The following is a 17,000-nucleotide window of genomic DNA, read 5'->3' on the forward strand; positions in this document are numbered from 1 at the left end:
TACTAGTACAAGCCGTCGCCCCGTGCCGTTCACCCGCGCGCCCTAAGATGGCCCAGTGCCGCGGCCCTAAACTGGCACGGTGGCGCAGCCCGGCGCGTCGGCGACGAATCACACCACCACACCCCGTAGGAGTTTCATGTCCGAGAGCCTCGAAGTCCACGGCGTCGAGAAGGACGACCTGACGCTTCCCGAGCCCACCCCCGGCCATTTCCGGTGGTGGCTGCTGCACCACCTGCAGTACACGGTCGGCACCGACCCGGAGCACGCCTCGCGCTTCGACTGGCGCATGGCGCTCTCGCACACGATCCGGGATCGCGCGATGGCGCCCTGGTTCGAGGCCACCAGGCGCACCTGGGACGAGGACCGCAAACGCGTCTACTACCTGTCGATGGAGTTCCTCATCGGCCGTCTGCTCGAGGACGCCGCGATCAACCTCGGCCTCCGCGACGTGGCGGCCGAGGTGCTGGAGGGACTCGGCCTCGACTTCTCGGAGATCGCCGACGACGAGCCCGACGCGGCGCTCGGCAACGGCGGCCTGGGCAGGCTCGCCGCCTGCTTCATGGAGTCGATGGCCACTCTCGGCTGCCCGGGGTACGGCTACGGGCTGCGCTACGAGCACGGGCTCTTCAAACAGGGCTTCGACGGAGGGCGCCAGGTCGAGGCCCCCGAGAACTGGCTGGTCGCCGACAATCCGTGGAACTTCACCCGCCCGGAGTCGGCCTATCAGGTCGGCCTCCGCGGCGACGTCGTGGAGGAGGACGGCCGCTCGGTCTGGCGGCCGCGCTTCCAGGTCCTCGCGGCGGCCCACGACACGCCGGTCGTGGGCTACCGGGGGCGCTGGGCCAACACCCTGCGCCTGTGGGCGGCGCTGCCGGGGGCCGAGCTCTTCGACCTGGACCGCTTCAACGCCGGCGACTTCACCGCCGCGGCCGAGCCCGAGGCCTGGGCGCGCAGTCTCAGCCGCGTGCTCTACCCCAACGACTCGACGGACCGCGGCAAGGAACTGCGGCTGACGCAGGAGTACTTCCTCACCTCCGCCTCCGTGCAGGACATCCTCCGCCGCTACCTCAAGGGGCACGACGAGCTGCGCCGCCTGCCCGAGCACGTCGCCATCCAGATGAACGACACCCACCCGGCCATCGCCGGTCCCGAGCTCGTCCGCCTGCTCGTCGACGAGCACGGCTTCGACTTCGCCGCCGCTGCGGAGCTGGCCAACAGGGTGCTCGGCTACACGAACCACACGCTGCTCCCCGAGGCGCTCGAGCGCTGGTCGGTCGACCTCATGCGCAAGGTGCTGCCGCGCCACCTGCAGATCATCGAGCGGCTCGACGCCCACGAGGTCGAACTGCACGGGCCCCGCCCCGAGGGCGTCGGGCTGATCGAGCACGGCCAGGTGAAGATGGGCGAGCTGGCCTTCCTCAGCAGCCACCGGGTCAACGGCGTCTCGGCGCTGCACAGCGACCTCGTCAGGACGGAGCTGTTCCCCGCGCTCGACGCCAGGCATCCCGGGCGGATCGTCAACATCACCAACGGCGTCACGCCGCGACGCTGGATCAAGCTGGCCAACCCGCCGCTCGCCCGTCTCATCACCGACACGATCGGGGAGGGCTGGGAGACCGACCTCGACCGGCTGCGCGAACTCGAGGGCCACGTCGACGACCCGAGCTTCCGCGAGGCCTTCGGCCGGACGAAGCATCTGGCCAAGGAGCGCTTCGCCGGCTGGCTGCGGAGCGAGCACGGCGTCGACGTGCCGGTCGGCGCCCTCGTCGACGCCCAGGTCAAGCGGATCCACGAATACAAGCGCCAGCTGCTCAACATCCTCTGGACCATCGCGCACTGGCAGCGGATCAAGCGGGATCCAGGCGCCGGCTGGGTGCCCCGGGTCAAGGTCTTCGGCGGCAAGGCCGCACCCAGCTACCACGTCGCCAAGGACATCATCCGCCTCGTCAACGATGTCGGCGCGGTGCTCAACGACGATCCCGAGACCCGGGATCTGCTGCGCGTCGTCTATCCGCCCAACTACAACGTCTCGATGGCCGAGAAGCTCATCCCCGCGGCCGACCTGTCGGAGCAGATCTCCACCGCAGGCATGGAGGCCTCGGGAACGGGCAACATGAAGTTCGCGCTGAACGGCGCGCTCACCATCGGCACCCTCGACGGGGCCAACGTCGAGATCCGGGAGCAGGTCGGGCCCGAGAACTTCTTCCTCTTCGGGCTGACCGCCGAGGAGGTCGCGGTGCGCCGGGCCGAGCCCGATCACGCGCGAGCCGCGATCGAGCAGAGCGAACCGCTGCGCGACGTCCTGCAGGCCATCGCCGAGGGGACCTTCAGCCCGGAGGATCCGCATCGCTACGGGGGGCTGCTCGATCTGCTCTGGAACAGCGACTGGTTCCTCGTCGCCTCGGACTTCGCCGCCTACGACGCGGCGCAGACCGAGGTCGACCGGGTCTACCGCGATCCCGAGCGCTGGCAGCGCATGGCGATCCTCAACGTCGCCCGGATGGGCCACTTCAGCTCGGACCGCTCGATCCGGCAGTACATGAGCGAGATCTGGGACATCGTCCCCGCGCTGTAGGGGTCGCGTTCAGCCCCCGTAGCTCCCGAACTGCAGTTCGGGAGGATCCTGCAGCCCGGGAGGAAATTGTTCCCCCGAAAGCGTCCTCCCGAACTGCGATCTCCGCCCGAACCGAACGCCGCTCCCCGCTTTCGCCGCGCTGACGGCCGCCGGTGAGCGGGCGCGGGGGCGCCCTCCGACGCGCTCAGGGCACGGTGCGCGTCGCGCTGCTTGAAGGTGCCGGCGCCCGCGGGTCGGCGCGCCGACATGAACATGTGTCGAACTTATGCACTTCGGGGCATCCCGAGTCCGCCCTCAGTGGTTAGATGGGGGTATAGGCCAAGCTGAGGGAGACCGAAATGGCTGGGGAGAGCGCGGCACCGTTCGCACTCGACGCAGCCGCGGCTCGGCGGATCGCCGGGGGGACCCACGCGGATCCCTTCGCGGTGCTCGGCCCCTCCGACGACGGCCGCCACATCGTGGCGCACCTGCCCGGCGCCGAGCGCGTCTGGGCGGTCAACGACACCGATCGCGCCGAGCTGCACCCTCACTCCGACGCCGAGGCGGTGTTCGTCGGCGCTGCGCTGCCCTTCTACCGTCTCCGCATCCAGTGGCCCGGCGGCGCCGTCGAGGAGCGGGAGGACCCCTACCGCTTCGGCCCGGTGCTGGGGCAGATCGACGAGTACCTGATCGGCGAGGGCACCCACCGGCGCTTGTGGGAGGTGCTCGGCGCCCACCGGATCACCCATGAACGCGCCGACGGCGTCCACTTCGCGGTGTGGGCGCCGAATGCCGAGCGGGTGTCGATCGTGGGCGACTTCAACGGCTGGAACCCGACCGCGCACCCCATGCGCTCCCGGGGCGCGACCGGGGTGTGGGAGATCTTCCTGCCCGGGCTCGGCGAGGGCGCCGTCTACAAGTACGACATCCTGGGCGAGGGAGGGCGTCAGCTCCCGCTGAAGGCGGATCCCGTCGGCTTCGGCAGCGAGCACCCGCCGGCGACCGGATCGGTGGTGCGGCCGCTCGGCCGGCACCGCTGGCAGGACGCGGGCTGGATCGACCGGCGCGCCGCGATCAATGCCGTCGACGCCCCGATGAGCGTCTACGAGGTGCATCTGGGATCCTGGCGGCGCGCGGCGGGGGAGCGCCCGCTCTCGTACCTCGAGCTGGCGACGGAGCTGGTCGACTACGCGGCCGACCTCGGGTTCACCCATCTCGAGGTGATGCCGATCAGCGAGCACCCCTTCGACGGTTCCTGGGGCTACCAGCCGATCGGCCTGTTCGCTCCCACGGTCCGGCACGGCACGCCCGAGGAGTTTGCGGCCCTCGTGGATCGCGCGCACGCGCGCGGGCTCGGCATGATCGCCGACTGGGTGCCCGGCCACTTCCCGACCGATCAGCACGGGCTGGGACGCTTCGACGGCACCGCCCTCTACGAGCACCGCGATCCGCGCGAGGGCTTCCATCCCGACTGGAACACGCTCATCTTCAATTACGGCCGGCCCGAGGTGCTGAACTATCTCGTGTCGAACGCGCTCTACTGGCTCGACGAGTACCATCTCGACGGCCTGCGCGTCGACGCGGTGGCGTCGATGATCTACCGCGACTACTCGCGCCGCGCGGGGGAGTGGATCCCCAACGCGGACGGCGGCCGCGAGAACTACGAGGCGATCGAGTTCCTGCGCCGCGTCAACGTCGCCGCCTACGGCGAGCATCCGGGCATCGCCATGATCGCGGAGGAGTCGACGACCTTCCCGGGGGTGAGTCACGGCGTCGACCGGGGCGGCCTGGGCTTCGGCTACAAGTGGAACCTCGGCTGGATGAACGACTCGCTGAGCTATTTCGGCAAGGATCCGGTCTACCGGAGGCATCACCACGACCAACTGACCTTCGGGATCACCTACGCCTTCACCGAGAACTTCGTGCTGCCGATCAGTCACGACGAGGTGGTCCACGGCAAGGGCTCGATGTACGGCAGGATGCCGGGGAACCATGCCGACAAGCTCGGCAATCTCAAGGCGTTCTACGGCTACATGTGGGGCTACCCCGGCAAGAAGCTCCTCTTCATGGGTCAGGAGTTCGGGCAGCCGGCCGAGTGGGATCACGGCTCAGAGCTGGACTGGGGCGTGCTCCGGGATCCCGGCCATGCCGGCGTGCAGAGCCTCGTCCGCGATCTCAACCGCCTGTACCGCGCGCAGCCCGCCCTGCACCGCGGCGACGCCGACGGCCGCGGCTTCCAGTGGTTGCTCGTGGACGCGGTCGACGACCAGGTCTTCGCCTGGCTGCGGCGCGGCGCACCCGGCGATCCCCACGTCGTCGTCGTCCTGAACCTCACGCCGGTCGAGCGCACGGGCTACCGCGTCGGCTTCCCGGTGCCCGGGCGCTGGACCGAGGCGCTCAACACCGACTCGGAGGCCTACGGCGGCGGCAACCGCGGCAACACGGGCGCGATCGAGACCGAGGAGGTGCCGGCCGGCGACGAGGCCCAGTCGGCGATGCTCACCCTGCCACCACTCTCAGCCATCTACTTCGTGGAGGAACGGTCATGACGGTGAATCCCTATCAGAACCGGAGCAACGGCGCCCACACCCGGCTCTCGAGCCAGACCATGGCCTTCGTCCTGGCGGGCGGCCGCGGCAGCAGGCTCGAGGAGCTCACGGATCGCCGCGCGAAACCCGCGGTGCACTTCGGCGGCAAGTCGCGCATCATCGACTTCCCGCTCTCGAACGCCCTCAACTCGGGGATCCGCAAGATGGCGGTGGCCACGCAGTACAAGGCGCACTCGCTGATCCGGCATCTGCAGCGCGGCTGGAACTTCTTCCGGGCCGAGCGCAACGAGTATCTCGACATCCTCCCGGCCAGCCAGCGCGTCGAGGAGAGCAAGTGGTATCTCGGCACCGCCGACGCCGTGACGCAGAACATCGACATCGTCGACGACTACGACGTGAAGTACGTGATCGTCCTCGCCGGGGATCACGTCTACAAGATGGACTACGAGATCATGCTGCGCCAGCACGTGGAGACCGGCGCCGACGTCACGGTCGGCTGCCTCACGGTGCCCCGCGAGGAGGGATCCAGCTTCGGCATCATGCACGTCGACGACCGCGGCCGCATCGTCGACTTCCTGGAGAAGCCCGCCGATCCGCCCGGCACCCCGGAGGATCCCGACAGCGCGCTCGCCTCGATGGGCATCTACGTGTTCGACTGGTCGTTCCTGCGCGACCTGCTGCTGCTCGACGCCGACGATACGAGCTCCCGGCACGATTTCGGCTACGATCTGATCCCCGCGATCGTGCGCGGCGGCAACGCCTATGCGCACCGCTTCAGCGAGTCGTGCGTGATGACCGGGCTCGAGACCGAGCCCTACTGGCGCGACGTGGGCACGATCGACTCGTTCTGGCAGGCGAACATCGACCTCACGGAGTTCATCCCCGCGCTCGACCTCTACGACAACGCCTGGCCGATCTGGACCTACGCCGAGCTGACCCCGCCGGCGAAGTTCATCCACGACGATGACGGCCGGCGCGGGCAGGCGATCCAGTCGCTGATCTCGGGGGACTGCATCATCAGCGGCTCCGACGTGCGCAACTCGCTGCTGTTCACCGGCGGCCGCGTGCACTCCTACTCCTCGCTCGACCACGTGGTGCTGCTGCCCTACGTCGAGGTGGCGCGGGGCGCGCAGCTCAGCCGCTGCGTGATCGACAGCCGGGTCAGCGTCCCCGAGGGGCTCGTGGTGGGGGAGGATCCGGAGGAGGACGAGAAGTGGTTCCGGCGCACGCCGGGGGGCATCGTGCTGGTCACGCAGCCCATGCTGGACCGGCGCTCCGCCGCCTTGGAGCGATGAGCGCCTCGGGGGTCCCCGAATCGGGGACGCATCTGCGGGTGCCGCCGGTCCGATGACCGGTGCTCGCATCACCGACCCGGTGGATGAACGGACGAGAGGAGGGGAGGGATGGCTCGACCGCTGCGCCGCGTGCTGTCCGTGGCCTCGGAGTGCGCCCCGCTGCTGAAGACCGGCGGTCTCGCCGACGTCGTCGGCGCGCTGCCGGCCGCGCTCGAACCGCTGGGATGGCGGTCGAGGATCCTGATGCCCGCCTACCCGGGCCTGCTCCACCGCGCCGGGCGCTCCCGTCGGGTCTGGCGGGACGACGATCTCTTCGGCGGCCCGGCCGCCGTGCGGCACGCCAAGCACGCCGGGCTCGATCTGCTGCTGCTCGACGCGCCCCATCTCTTCGACCGGCCCGGGGGCCCCTACGCCGTCGAGGGCCGCGACCATCCCGACAACCACGTCCGCTTCGCCGCGCTCTCCTGGGTCGGGGCGAGGCTCGCGATCGAGGGCACGGTCGACCGCTGGCGCCCGGATGTCGTGCACGCCCACGACTGGCAGGCCGGCCTGGTGCCCTCGTACCTGAAATACGCGGGATCCGCGGTGCCCTCCGTCCTCACGATCCACAACATCGCGTTCCAGGGGATCTTCGGCGCCGACCAGCTCGATCCGCTGCGTCTGCCGAGCTGGGATTTCCACTCGGACGCGCTCGAGTACCACGGCCTCGTCAGCGCGCTGAAGGCGGGCCTGGTGCATGCCGCGCGGGTCACCACGGTGAGCCCCAGCTATGCGGAGGAGCTGGGCACGCCGCAGTTCGGCTTCGGGCTCGAGGGGGTCGTCGCCGCCCGGCGGGCGAGGGGCGAGATGAGCGGGATCCTCAACGGCATCGACACCGCGGTGTGGGATCCGGCGGCAGATCCGCACGTCGCGCCCTTCTCCGCCGGCGATCCGCGGGGGAAGGCGCTCGCCCGTCGCGCGCTGCTCGAGGAGTTCGGGCTCGACGAGCCGAGCGGGCCGCTGGCCGTGGTGATCACCCGGCTCACCCACCAGAAGGGGATCGATCTGCTGCTCGAGGCGCTGCCCGGCTTCATCGGGGCAGGCGGTGCGGTGGTCGTGCTCGGATCCGGCGATCCCGGCTACGAGCACGGGCTGGCGCAACTGGCCGCGGCGCACCCGCGCGCGGCAGGGGTGCGCATCGGCTACGACGAGGCGCTCAGCCACCGCATGTACGCGGGCGGCGATCTCGTGCTCGTGCCCTCCCGCTTCGAACCCTGCGGCCTCACCCAGCTCTACGGGCTGCGCTACGGCGCGGTGCCGGTCGTCGCGGCCACGGGGGGCCTGCGCGACACCGTCGTCGATGCGACGCCGGAGCGCCTCGCCGACGGCACGGCGACCGGCTTCTCGTTCGGCGAGGACGGGGCGATCGACGCCGCCGGGCTGCGCGCGGCGCTCGACCGCGCGCGCGAGCTGCACGCCGATCGCGAGGCGTGGTCGCGCCTGCGCGAGCGGGCGATGCGCGCGCCGTTCGGCTGGGCCGCGTCCGCGGCGCGCTACGCCGGGCTGTTCGAGGAACTCGCCCGATGAGCGCGGGCGGCCGCCGATGAGCGCGGGTCGCGACGCGGCGCACACCGGACCGCGGCGCCCGGTCGGGCTGGGACGATCCCAGCCCCTCGGTGCGATCCCCGACGCCTACGGCGTCAACGTCGCCGTCTGGGCGCCAGAGGCGTCCCGGCTGTTCTTCTGCCTGTTCCACGACGACGGCGGCGAGGAGCGGATCGAGCTGCCGTACCGCGACGGCGACGTCTGGCACGCGCATCTCGGGGGGATCGGGCCGGGCGCGCGCTACGGCCTGCGCGCGGAGGGCTCGCATCGCGTCGCGGCGGGCGCGCGCTTCAATCCGCACAAGCTGCTCATCGATCCCTACGCCCGCGCCCTCGACGCCCCACTGCGCTGGCACCCGCTCATGAGCGACGACACGGCCGGCGGGCTCGTGCTCGACACCCGCGACAGCGCCGCCGTCGTGCCGAAGGGGGTCGTGGCCGGGCCGGCCGAGGGCGCGGATCCCGCCGCCAACCGGCCGAACCACCTGCTGAGCGATCTCGTGATCTACGAGGCGCATGTGCGGGGCATCTCGGCGACGCACCCGGAGGTGCCGGCGGAGCTGCGCGGCAGCTACGCGGGCATGGCGCATCCCGCGATCGTCGAGCACCTCGTCTCGCTCGGCGTGAACGCGGTCGAGCTGCTGCCGGTGCAGGCGTTCTTCGACGATCAGCACCTCGTGCGCTCCGGCCTCACGAACTACTGGGGCTACCAGCCGATCGCCTGGCTCGCGCCCGAACCGCGCTACGCGAGCCGCCCGGAGGCCGCGGACGTCGAGCTGCGCCACCTGGTGCACACGCTGCACGCGGCGGGCATCGAGGTGATCGCCGACGTCGTCTTCAACCACACCGGAGAGGGCGATGACGGCGGGCCCACGCTCGCCTATCGCGGCCTCCACAACACCGGCTACTACCGGCTCACCGACGGGGGCGGCTACGTCAACGACACCGGAACCGGCAACACCCTCGCCGTCGACCGGCCGATGGTGCTGCGCCTCGTGCTCGACGCCCTGCGGCACTGGGCGACGCGGTACGGGATCGACGGCTTCCGTTTCGACCTCGCGACGACCCTCGGTCGCACCCCGCACGGCTTCGACCCGAACGGAGCGTTCTTCCAGGCGGTGCGTCAGGATCCCGTGCTCGCCGGGGTCAAGCTGATCGCCGAGCCCTGGGATCTCGGCCCGGGCGGCTACCAGCTCGGAGGCTTCCCGCACCCCTGGTCGGAGTGGAACGACCGCTTCCGCGACGGCGTGCGCCGGGCCTGGCGCGGCGACGCGATCGGGCAGGTGGGCCTCGGGTCGCTGCTGCTCGGCTCGGCCGGGCACTTCGAGCACTCGGGCCGCGCCGCGACCGCCTCGGTGAACTTCGTGACGGCCCACGACGGCTTCACCCTCGCCGATGTCGTCTCCTACGCCCGGAAGCACAACGAGGCGAACGGCGAGGACGGCCGCGACGGTCACGACGACAACCACTCCGACAACCTCGGCGTCGAGGGGCCGAGCGACGATCCGGCGATCGCGGCGGCCCGCGCCCGCCGCGCGCGCGGGATACTCGCCACCCTGCTGATCGCGCAGGGCGTGCCGATGCTGCTGGCGGGCGACGAGATCGGCAACAGCCAGGGCGGCAACAACAACGCGTACGCCCAGGACAACGAGATCGGCTGGGTCGACTGGTCGGATCCCGATGCCGAGCTGCTCGGGATCGCGCGGCGGCTCATCGCCCTCCGCCGCAGGCATCCGGTGCTGCGCCAGCACACCTTCCTCCACGGCATCGAGCGCCGCGACGGGCACCGCGACGTGGTCTGGCGGCGCGCCGACGGCGCCGAGCCCAGCGTGGAGGACTGGCACGATCCCGAGCAGCGCTGCATCGTCGCCGCGGTGCGGGGCGCCGCGGGCGAGGCGTGGGGCGAGAGCCTCACGGGCGTGGTGCTCGTGATCCTGAACACCGGGGACGACACCGAGGTGCGGCTGCCGGAGCCCGATGCGCGTCCCGGTGACGGCGGTGCGGGCGATCCGCCCGGGCCGGAGGATCCGCCGGGGTGGTTCGTCGAGATCGACACCGCGCGCCCCGAGGCCGCCGGCGCGGTGACCTCGTCGTACCCGGCGGCCGCGCAGTCCGTGGTCGTGCTCTCGACCGTTCCGCCCGACGAAAGGTGACCCGAGTGACCGACGCCGACCGCGCGGCCCCCGCCGCGCCCGCCGACACCGCGCCCGCCTGGTGGCGCTCCGCCGTGATCTACCAGGTGTATCCGCGATCCTTCGCCGACGCGGACGGCGACGGGATCGGCGACCTGCCCGGGATCACCGCGCGGCTGGGATATCTGCGTGCTCTCGGCGTCGACGCGGTGTGGATCTCGCCCTTCACGCCCTCGCCGCAGGCGGACGGCGGCTACGACGTGGCGGACTACTGCGGGGTCGACCCGCTCTTCGGCGCGCTGGACGACGCCGACGCGCTCCTCGCCCGCGCGCACGAGCTCGGGCTGCGGGTGATCATCGATCTCGTGCCCAATCACACGAGCGACGAGCACCCGTGGTTCCAGCGCGCGCTCGCCGCGGGCCCCGGCAGCCCGGAGCGCGACTGGTACCACTTCCGCGATGCGGATCCGGAGGATCCCTCGCGACCGCCGAACGACTGGCCCTCGGAGTTCGGCGGTCCCGCCTGGTCGAAGGAGCCCGCGCCGCGTCCTTCGGCGCCCGAGGGCAGCGCCGGACAGTGGTACCTGCACCTCTTCGATGCGAAGCAGCCCGACCTCAACTGGGAGCATCCGCCGGTGCGCGAGGCCTTCGAGAGGATTCTGCGCTTCTGGCTCGACCGCGGCGTCGACGGCTTCCGCGTCGACGTCGCGCACGGCCTGGTGAAGGCGCCCGGCCTGCCCGATTCGGGCCTCACCCGCGACGAGCTGGCGAACGGGACCATGCCGACGAGCGTCGCGCCCTACTACGACCAGGAGGGCGTGCACGACGTCTACCGCGCGTGGCGCCGGATCCTCGACGAGTATCCGGGAGATCGCGTGATGGTCGCCGAGGCCTGGATCCGGCCCTACGACCGGGTGGCCCGCTATGTGCGGCCCGACGAGCACCATCAGGCCTTCAACTTCCCGTTCCTCAGCACCGTGTGGGACGCCGACGCCCTGCGCGCGAGCATCGCCGCCTCCTTCCGCGCGAACGAGCCGGTGGGCGCGCCGACCACCTGGGTGCTCTCCAACCACGACGTGATCCGCCACGCCACCCGCTTCGCGCTGGCCGATCGCGGCGCGACGGCTCAGCTCGGCGCACCCGTGGCCGCGCCCGATCCCGCGCTCGGCCTGCGGCGGGCCCGGGCCGCCACCGCGCTGATGCTCGCGCTTCCCGGCAGCGCCTATCTCTACCAGGGGGAGGAGCTGGGCCTGCCCGAGGTGCTCGACCTCGATCCCGAGGCGCGGCGGGATCCGACCTTCCGCCGCACGGGCGGTGCGCGGCTCGGCCGCGACGGCTGCCGCGTGCCGATCCCCTGGGAGGGCGACGCGCCGGCCTACGGTTTCAGCCCCTCCGGCGCCTCGTGGCTTCCGCAGCCGCCGGTGTTCGGCGAGCTCGCCGTCGACCGTCAGGAGGGGGCGGCCGGCTCGACGCTCGAACTCTACCGCCGCCTGCTCGCCCTGCGGCGCGAGCGCGGGCTCGGGTCGGGGTCGCTCGCGTGGGTCGAGATCGACGGCGCCGATATCGAGGGCGCGCACGACGGGATCGTGGCCTTCGACGTGACCGCGGTGTCGGGCGCCACCCGCGTGGTGCTCAACCTCGGCCCGGCCTGGACGATTCCCGCGGGGTGGCGGGTGCTCGTGGCCAGCGATCCCGGCGCCGGGGAGGACCCCGGCTCGCGCGAGGATCCCGCCGCCGCGCTGCTGCCCACCGATTGCGCCGTGTGGCTCGCCGGCTGAGCGGCTGAACGTTCTCCGAGGGATCAGCTCCGACGTTCCCGAAGCCGGGAACCGTCGCGCCCATCCCGGTGCGCACGGGCAAGGCGGCGGATCCGGAGTCCGGGGCCGGACGCACGGTGTCAGGTTTTGCCGGCTCCAGCGATGTACCGGGTGAGAGCGGGTCGCGAGCGGCCCCGAGCATCGGAGCTCGAAGGGACAGCGAAGTGGGGGACAGTGAAGTGACGCACACGAACGGCGCACGGAGGCAGACGCCGCCGATCTCCGCCGCGGGGCGGCGACCCATCCGGTCGCTCGCGGGGCTCGCGCTGCCGCTGGCGCTGCTCGCGGGATGCGCCGCGCCGGCCACGACGCCGGTCGCGGGCAAGGAGGGCACGGTGCGGGCCGAGAACGCGTCGATGCGCACGGTCGGACTGGACGACGCCGGAGCGCTGGACGCGGTGGTCGCGGCGACCGGAGCGCTCGGGCTGACCGTGCTCGGTGCGGCGCCCGACGAGGGCAACGCCGTGGTGTCGCCGGCGAGCCTGGCGACGGCGCTGGCGATGCTGGGCGAGGGCGCCCGCGGCGAGAGCCTCGACGAGTTGGAGCGTGCGCTCGGCGCGAGCGGCGAGGAGCGTCGGGATGCCTTCGCGGCGCTGCAGCGCTCGGTTCTCGAGCTGGACGGCGACCCGTTCGACGCGACCGCGGACGAGCTGCCGGAGCGGCCGATCCTGCATCTCGCCAACAACGTGGTCGTGCACAACGGCGAGGGCTTCGAGGTGCTCCCCGAGTATCTGGCGGCGCTCGCCGACGGCTTCGACGCCGGGGTGCAGTACGCGGACCTGACCTCGGACGCGGGCAAGGCCGTGCTGAGCGAGTGGGTGAACGAGCACACGGGCGGACTGATCGAGGAGTCGGCGATCCGCACCCACGCGGATCTGCGGGTGGTGCTGCAGGATGCGATCCTGTTCGCCGCGAGATGGCAGACCCCGTTCGATGCGGGCAGCAGCTACCGTCGGCCGTTCACCCTGCCGAGCGGCGAGCGGGTCGAGGTCGACACGATGCACGCCTCCGGCGGAGAAGGCGGCGTGTTCGCCCACGCCGAGCTCGGCGGTGGCTGGGTGGCGGTGCGCCTGCCCTACCAGGAGGGTGCGCACAGCGATCTGCTGCTGCCGCCGAAGGGCACCGACCCCGCCGCGGCGACGCCGGCGCTGCTGGCCGAGGCCGCCGAGCAGCTCGATGCGGCGAAGCCGGTGCCGCTCGCGCTCTCGCTGCCGAAGATCGACATCGAGGCCGAGACGCCGCTCGATCTGATCGAGAGCGGAGCGCTCGAGCAGGCCGGGGTCTCCGCCGTCGTCTGCGGCAGCGGACGCAGTGACCTCTCGGGCATCGCCGGGGGGAGCACTCGGCTGTGCCTCGATCAGGCGGTGCAGCAGGCAGTGCTGCGCGTCGACGAGGCGGGCACCGTCGCGGCGGCCGCCACGGAGGTCGGGATCTCGACGTTCTCGGCCCAGGCCGCCCCAGCGGCCGTGCACTTCGATCGGCCGTTCCTGCTCACCATCACCCACAGCGAGAGCGGCTGGCCGCTGTTCCAGGCCGCGATCCGCGATCCGCGGTGATCCGTCACCCGCTCAGTCGATCACTCCATCAGGAGACGGGCTGCGGAGTCCCGTCCGTGTTCCATGTGCCGGCGCATCAGCCGCGAGGCCTCGTCAGGACTCTGCTGCTCGATCGCGGCGTTGATCGCGTTGTGCGACTCCACCGATTCCTGCCAGTAGTCGAATCGGGACTTCGGCGTGGGAAGACCGAACAGCTGAGCCGAGAGCCGGGAGAGCAGATCCGTGATGCTGGGATTCTGCGCGGCCTCCCAGAGCTGGAAGTGCCAGCTGTCCATGAGACGCAGCGGATCTTCGTGCGCGGCGACCTGCGCCGCGGCCTGGTCTGCGATGCGCTTCAGTGTGAGGATCTGCTGGGTCGTGCGCCGCAGCGCAGCGAGCCGGGCCGCCTCGGCCTCGAGCACGATGGCGGCGTCGTAGACGGCAACGATCTCGTCGATGGAGAAGACGCGTACTCGGAGGCCCTTGGCTGAGCGGCTCAGCACACCATCGTGCTCGAGACGGAAGAGCGCCTCCCGCACAGGGGTTCTGGACACGCCGAGATCATCGGCCAGAGCAACTTCGCGCAGGAGCTCGCCAGGGCGGTACTGGGCCTGCAGGATGCGTTCGCGGATGATCTCGTAGGGGGTGGCCGATGGCACGTCGGCGCCGCCCCTCGCCTGAGCATCCTCGGTCATCCGTCTCCTCCTCGCCGAAGCACACCCTATCGAATGGGTGAGTTGTGAAGAACTATTACGCATTTTTGTATACAGTAGCAACGATCCGAATACAGTCCTTCTCGAGGGTGTAGAACGGCGGGCCGCGCCCGCTGCGGCGCATCTCGCCGAGCACCCGCATCGAGACCACCTGAAGCACGGCACGAGAGAAGAGTAGGAAATGGATCAGATCACGCGAGGCATCGCGCCCAACAGACGGGGAAAGGGAGTGGCGGCACTCGGCGCGGTGGCGCTGGCCCTCGGACTGACTGCGTGCTCCTCTCCTGCGAGCGAGGAATCGCCGGCGGGTGAAGAGACCGACAGTACTCCGGTCACCGTCGCACTCGACTGGACGACCAACACCAACCACGTAGGCATCTATGTCGCCGAGGAGCTGGGGTACTACGAGGAGGCCGGCTTGGAGCTGGAGATCCTGCCGTACGCGTCGTCGCCCACCACCGACCTCATCGAGAGCGGCTCCGCGGACTTCGGCGTGAGCACGCAGGCGGTGGTCCAGCAGGCACGCACCGCGGGAGCCGACCTCGCGTCGGTCTTCGCGGTCGTCCAGAAGGAGACCGGGGCACTGGTGACCCTGCCGGATCGCGACGATATCGCTTCGCCGAGCGATCTCGACGGCAAGCTCTACGGCGGCTTCGGCATTCCGCTCTATCACAAGCTCGCGCAGCAGGTGATCAAGAACGACGGCGGCCAGGGAGACATCGAGGAGGTGACCCTCACCACCGGAGCCTACGACGCGCTGGAGGCGGGATCGATCGACTTCACCGCGGCCATCACCACCTGGGAGAGCATCCTGCAGGAGCAGGCCGGCCAGCCGTTCCAGGTGTTCGAATACGAGGACTTCGGCATCCCGAACGAGCAGACGATCCTGATCGCGACGAGCGACGAGACCATCTCCGCGGATCCCGAGAAGGTCGAGGCCTTCGTGCAGGCCACGCAACGCGGCTATCAGTACACCATCGACAACCGCGAAGAGGCGGCTCAGCTGCTGATCGACGCGGATACGACCACGCTCGGCGAGTCCGAGGAACTGGTGCGCGCCAGCCTCGACAAGCTCATCGACGAGGGCTACTTCCAGAACGGGGACCGAGCTGTGGGCTCCCACGACCCCGAGGCCTGGGACGGTTTCGGCGGATTCCTCCTGGAGTCCGAACTGCTGACGGATGGCTCGGGCGAGATCGTGACCGAGGCGCCCGACTGGGAGAGCTACTACACGAATGAGTACCTCTAACCGGGTCGTCGGGATCAGGGCTGGAGCGCTGGGTTCGGTGCTCCAGCCCCTTGCCCTCATCGCCGCGCTGCTGCTGCTCTGGCAGGTGATCGCGAGCATCGGGGTGATTCCCGTGCGGCTGCTCCCCGGGCCGGTCGCGGTGCTCGAAGCGGCCTGGAATTCGCGGGAGGCGCTGCTCGCGAACACCTGGCCCACGTTGCGTGCGGCGGTGCTCGGCTTCTCGCTGGCGCTCGTCGCGGCCTTCCTGATCTCGCTGCTGCTCGACTTCTCGGCTGCGCTGCGCCGGGCGGTGCTGCCCGTCCTCATCATCAGCCAGACGCTTCCCATCGTCGCGATCGCACCGCTGGTGATCCTCTGGTTCGGGTTCGGGCTGCTCCCGAAGGTGCTGCTCGTCGCGCTGGTGACCTTCTTCCCGTTGACGATCAGCCTGCTGCAGGGGTATCGCTCGAGCGATCCCGATGCGGAGCGCCTCGTGCGCTCGATCCGGCCCGGTGCCTGGAGCGTGTTCCGGCACGTGCGCCTCCCGTCGGCCACCGTGTCGTTCTTCTCCGGGCTGCGCATCTCGATCACCTACGGGGTGGTCGGGGCGATCTTCGCGGAGTACGCCGGTGCGGTGTCCGGTCTCGGCGTGTTCATGCTGCAGTCCAAGGCCTCGTTCCGCACCGACCTCGTGCTCGCGGCAGTCGTGGTCTCGAGCCTGCTGACGCTCCTGCTGTACGCGGTGGTGCTGGTGATCGAGCGGGTCACCGTGCCCTGGGTGCGCATCGAACAGGGGAGGACCCGATGAATGCGTCGATCACGCCCAAGCTGCGCGCAAGCGGCTTGAGCCACGGCTTCGATGGACGCGCGGTGCTGCGGGATCTCGATCTCAGCGTGCGGGGCGGAGAGTTCGTCAGCATCATCGGGCCGAGCGGCAGCGGCAAGAGCACGCTCCTCTCCATCCTGACCGGAGGACTCCGCGCCGATGCCGGTGCGCTCGAAGTCGACGGCCGTCCGGTCGAGCGCCCCGACGCCGACGCATTCGCATTCATGCCGCAGCGCGACGTGCTGCTCCCCTGGAAGCGCATCGTCGACAACGCCGCCTTCGGGCTGCAGCTTCGCGGCGTGCCGCGCGCGGAAGCGCGACGCCGGGTGGCTTCTCTGCTCGCCGAATTCGGCCTGTCCGGCACGGAACGTCTCTACCCGAGGCAGCTCTCCGGGGGCATGCGTCAGCGCGTCGCGCTCCTGCGCACCGTCGTTCAGGAGCGCGGGCTCGTATTCCTCGATGAGCCGTTCGGCGCCCTCGATGCGATCACCAGGCTCGAACTGCAGCAGTGGATGGCGCGGATGTGGGATCGCCACCGCTGGACCGTGGTGCTGGTCACGCACGACATCCGCGAGGCTCTGCTGCTCTCGGACCGCGTGCTCGTGCTCGCCGGACGACCCGCCGGAATCGCGACCCAACTCCAGGTGCCGCGCGACAGCCGGATCCGCGACCGTGATTTTCTGCTCGAGCCGGATGTCGTTCGGCTCGAGAAGCAGCTGCTCGACGCGCTCGCCGCGCACACCGCCGCCGTCACCGAGGAGGAATAGG

The 17,000-nt window shown here is 70.8% G+C and carries 11 protein-coding genes; 10 read left to right on the forward strand and 1 reads right to left on the reverse strand.

Annotated features, from left to right (window positions below; translation table 11 throughout):
• Positions 1–136: 136 nt before the first annotated feature.
• The 7 genes from J4H92_RS03185 (at position 137) to J4H92_RS03215 (ending at position 13,486) form a co-directional block, all read left to right on the forward strand.
• Entirely contained in the window at positions 137–2,575 is a 2,439-nt protein-coding gene (locus tag J4H92_RS03185) for a glycogen/starch/alpha-glucan phosphorylase (RefSeq protein WP_208095879.1), read from the forward strand.
• A gap of 338 nt (positions 2,576–2,913) precedes the next feature.
• Complete coding sequence (glgB, locus tag J4H92_RS03190) at positions 2,914–5,103, forward strand: 1,4-alpha-glucan branching protein GlgB (protein ID WP_208095882.1); 2,190 nt, start codon at positions 2,914–2,916, stop codon at positions 5,101–5,103.
• Positions 5,100–6,398: a glucose-1-phosphate adenylyltransferase gene (gene glgC, locus J4H92_RS03195; RefSeq protein WP_208095883.1), complete on the forward strand. Its 1,299-nt coding sequence runs from the start codon at positions 5,100–5,102 to the stop codon at positions 6,396–6,398. Before glgB ends, glgC begins: the two co-directional genes overlap by 4 nt.
• 108 nt (positions 6,399–6,506) lie before the next feature.
• A complete protein-coding gene (gene glgA, locus J4H92_RS03200; protein WP_208095887.1) occupies positions 6,507–7,964 on the forward strand; it encodes a glycogen synthase GlgA in 1,458 nt (485 codons plus the stop codon).
• A gap of 16 nt (positions 7,965–7,980) precedes the next feature.
• Positions 7,981–10,134, forward strand: coding sequence for a glycogen debranching protein GlgX (gene glgX, locus J4H92_RS03205; RefSeq protein ID WP_208095890.1), 2,154 nt, complete (start codon positions 7,981–7,983; stop codon positions 10,132–10,134).
• A gap of 5 nt (positions 10,135–10,139) precedes the next feature.
• Positions 10,140–11,891 (forward strand): alpha-amylase family glycosyl hydrolase, encoded by a 1,752-nt coding sequence (locus J4H92_RS03210; RefSeq protein ID WP_208095893.1) that lies wholly within the window; start codon positions 10,140–10,142, stop codon positions 11,889–11,891.
• A 218-nt stretch (positions 11,892–12,109) separates the two neighbouring features.
• A complete protein-coding gene (locus J4H92_RS03215; RefSeq protein ID WP_208095895.1) occupies positions 12,110–13,486 on the forward strand; it encodes a serpin family protein in 1,377 nt (458 codons plus the stop codon).
• A gap of 20 nt (positions 13,487–13,506) precedes the next feature.
• On the opposite strand, the gene J4H92_RS03220 is transcribed toward J4H92_RS03215, so the two are convergent.
• Positions 13,507–14,160, reverse strand: a complete 654-nt coding sequence (locus tag J4H92_RS03220; RefSeq protein WP_208095898.1) for a GntR family transcriptional regulator — start codon at positions 14,158–14,160, stop codon at positions 13,507–13,509.
• A gap of 199 nt (positions 14,161–14,359) precedes the next feature.
• On the opposite strand from J4H92_RS03220, the gene J4H92_RS03225 reads away from it, so the two are divergent.
• Genes J4H92_RS03225 through J4H92_RS03235 form a run of 3 tightly spaced genes read left to right on the forward strand, consistent with a single transcriptional unit; the run spans position 14,360 to position 16,999 of the window.
• Positions 14,360–15,427, forward strand: coding sequence for an ABC transporter substrate-binding protein (locus tag J4H92_RS03225; protein ID WP_208095902.1), 1,068 nt, complete (start codon positions 14,360–14,362; stop codon positions 15,425–15,427).
• Positions 15,414–16,214: an ABC transporter permease gene (locus tag J4H92_RS03230; RefSeq protein WP_208095905.1), complete on the forward strand. Its 801-nt coding sequence runs from the start codon at positions 15,414–15,416 to the stop codon at positions 16,212–16,214. Before J4H92_RS03225 ends, J4H92_RS03230 begins: the two co-directional genes overlap by 14 nt.
• Positions 16,211–16,999 carry an ABC transporter ATP-binding protein gene (locus J4H92_RS03235; RefSeq protein ID WP_208095908.1) on the forward strand — a complete coding sequence of 263 codons (789 nt, stop codon included), beginning with the start codon at positions 16,211–16,213 and terminating at the stop codon, positions 16,997–16,999. The genes J4H92_RS03230 and J4H92_RS03235 overlap by 4 nt, the downstream gene beginning before the upstream one ends.
• The last annotated feature ends 1 nt before the right edge of the window (position 17,000 follow it).

Source organism: Leucobacter weissii, assembly GCF_017565745.1.
In the GTDB taxonomy this organism is placed as follows: domain Bacteria; phylum Actinomycetota; class Actinomycetes; order Actinomycetales; family Microbacteriaceae; genus Leucobacter; species Leucobacter weissii.

Coding starts and splice junctions, on each gene's coding strand:
- J4H92_RS03230 (WP_208095905.1), top strand. CDS start 15,414: ATGAGTACCTCTAACCGGGTCGTCGGGATCAGGGCTGGAGCGCTGGGT.
- J4H92_RS03185 (WP_208095879.1), top strand. CDS start 137: ATGTCCGAGAGCCTCGAAGTCCACGGCGTCGAGAAGGACGACCTGACG.
- J4H92_RS03225 (WP_208095902.1), top strand. CDS start 14,360: ATGGATCAGATCACGCGAGGCATCGCGCCCAACAGACGGGGAAAGGGA.
- glgX (WP_208095890.1), top strand. CDS start 7,981: ATGAGCGCGGGTCGCGACGCGGCGCACACCGGACCGCGGCGCCCGGTC.
- glgB (WP_208095882.1), top strand. CDS start 2,914: ATGGCTGGGGAGAGCGCGGCACCGTTCGCACTCGACGCAGCCGCGGCT.
- J4H92_RS03235 (WP_208095908.1), top strand. CDS start 16,211: ATGAATGCGTCGATCACGCCCAAGCTGCGCGCAAGCGGCTTGAGCCAC.
- glgA (WP_208095887.1), top strand. CDS start 6,507: ATGGCTCGACCGCTGCGCCGCGTGCTGTCCGTGGCCTCGGAGTGCGCC.
- glgC (WP_208095883.1), top strand. CDS start 5,100: ATGACGGTGAATCCCTATCAGAACCGGAGCAACGGCGCCCACACCCGG.
- J4H92_RS03220 (WP_208095898.1), bottom strand. CDS start 14,160: ATGACCGAGGATGCTCAGGCGAGGGGCGGCGCCGACGTGCCATCGGCC.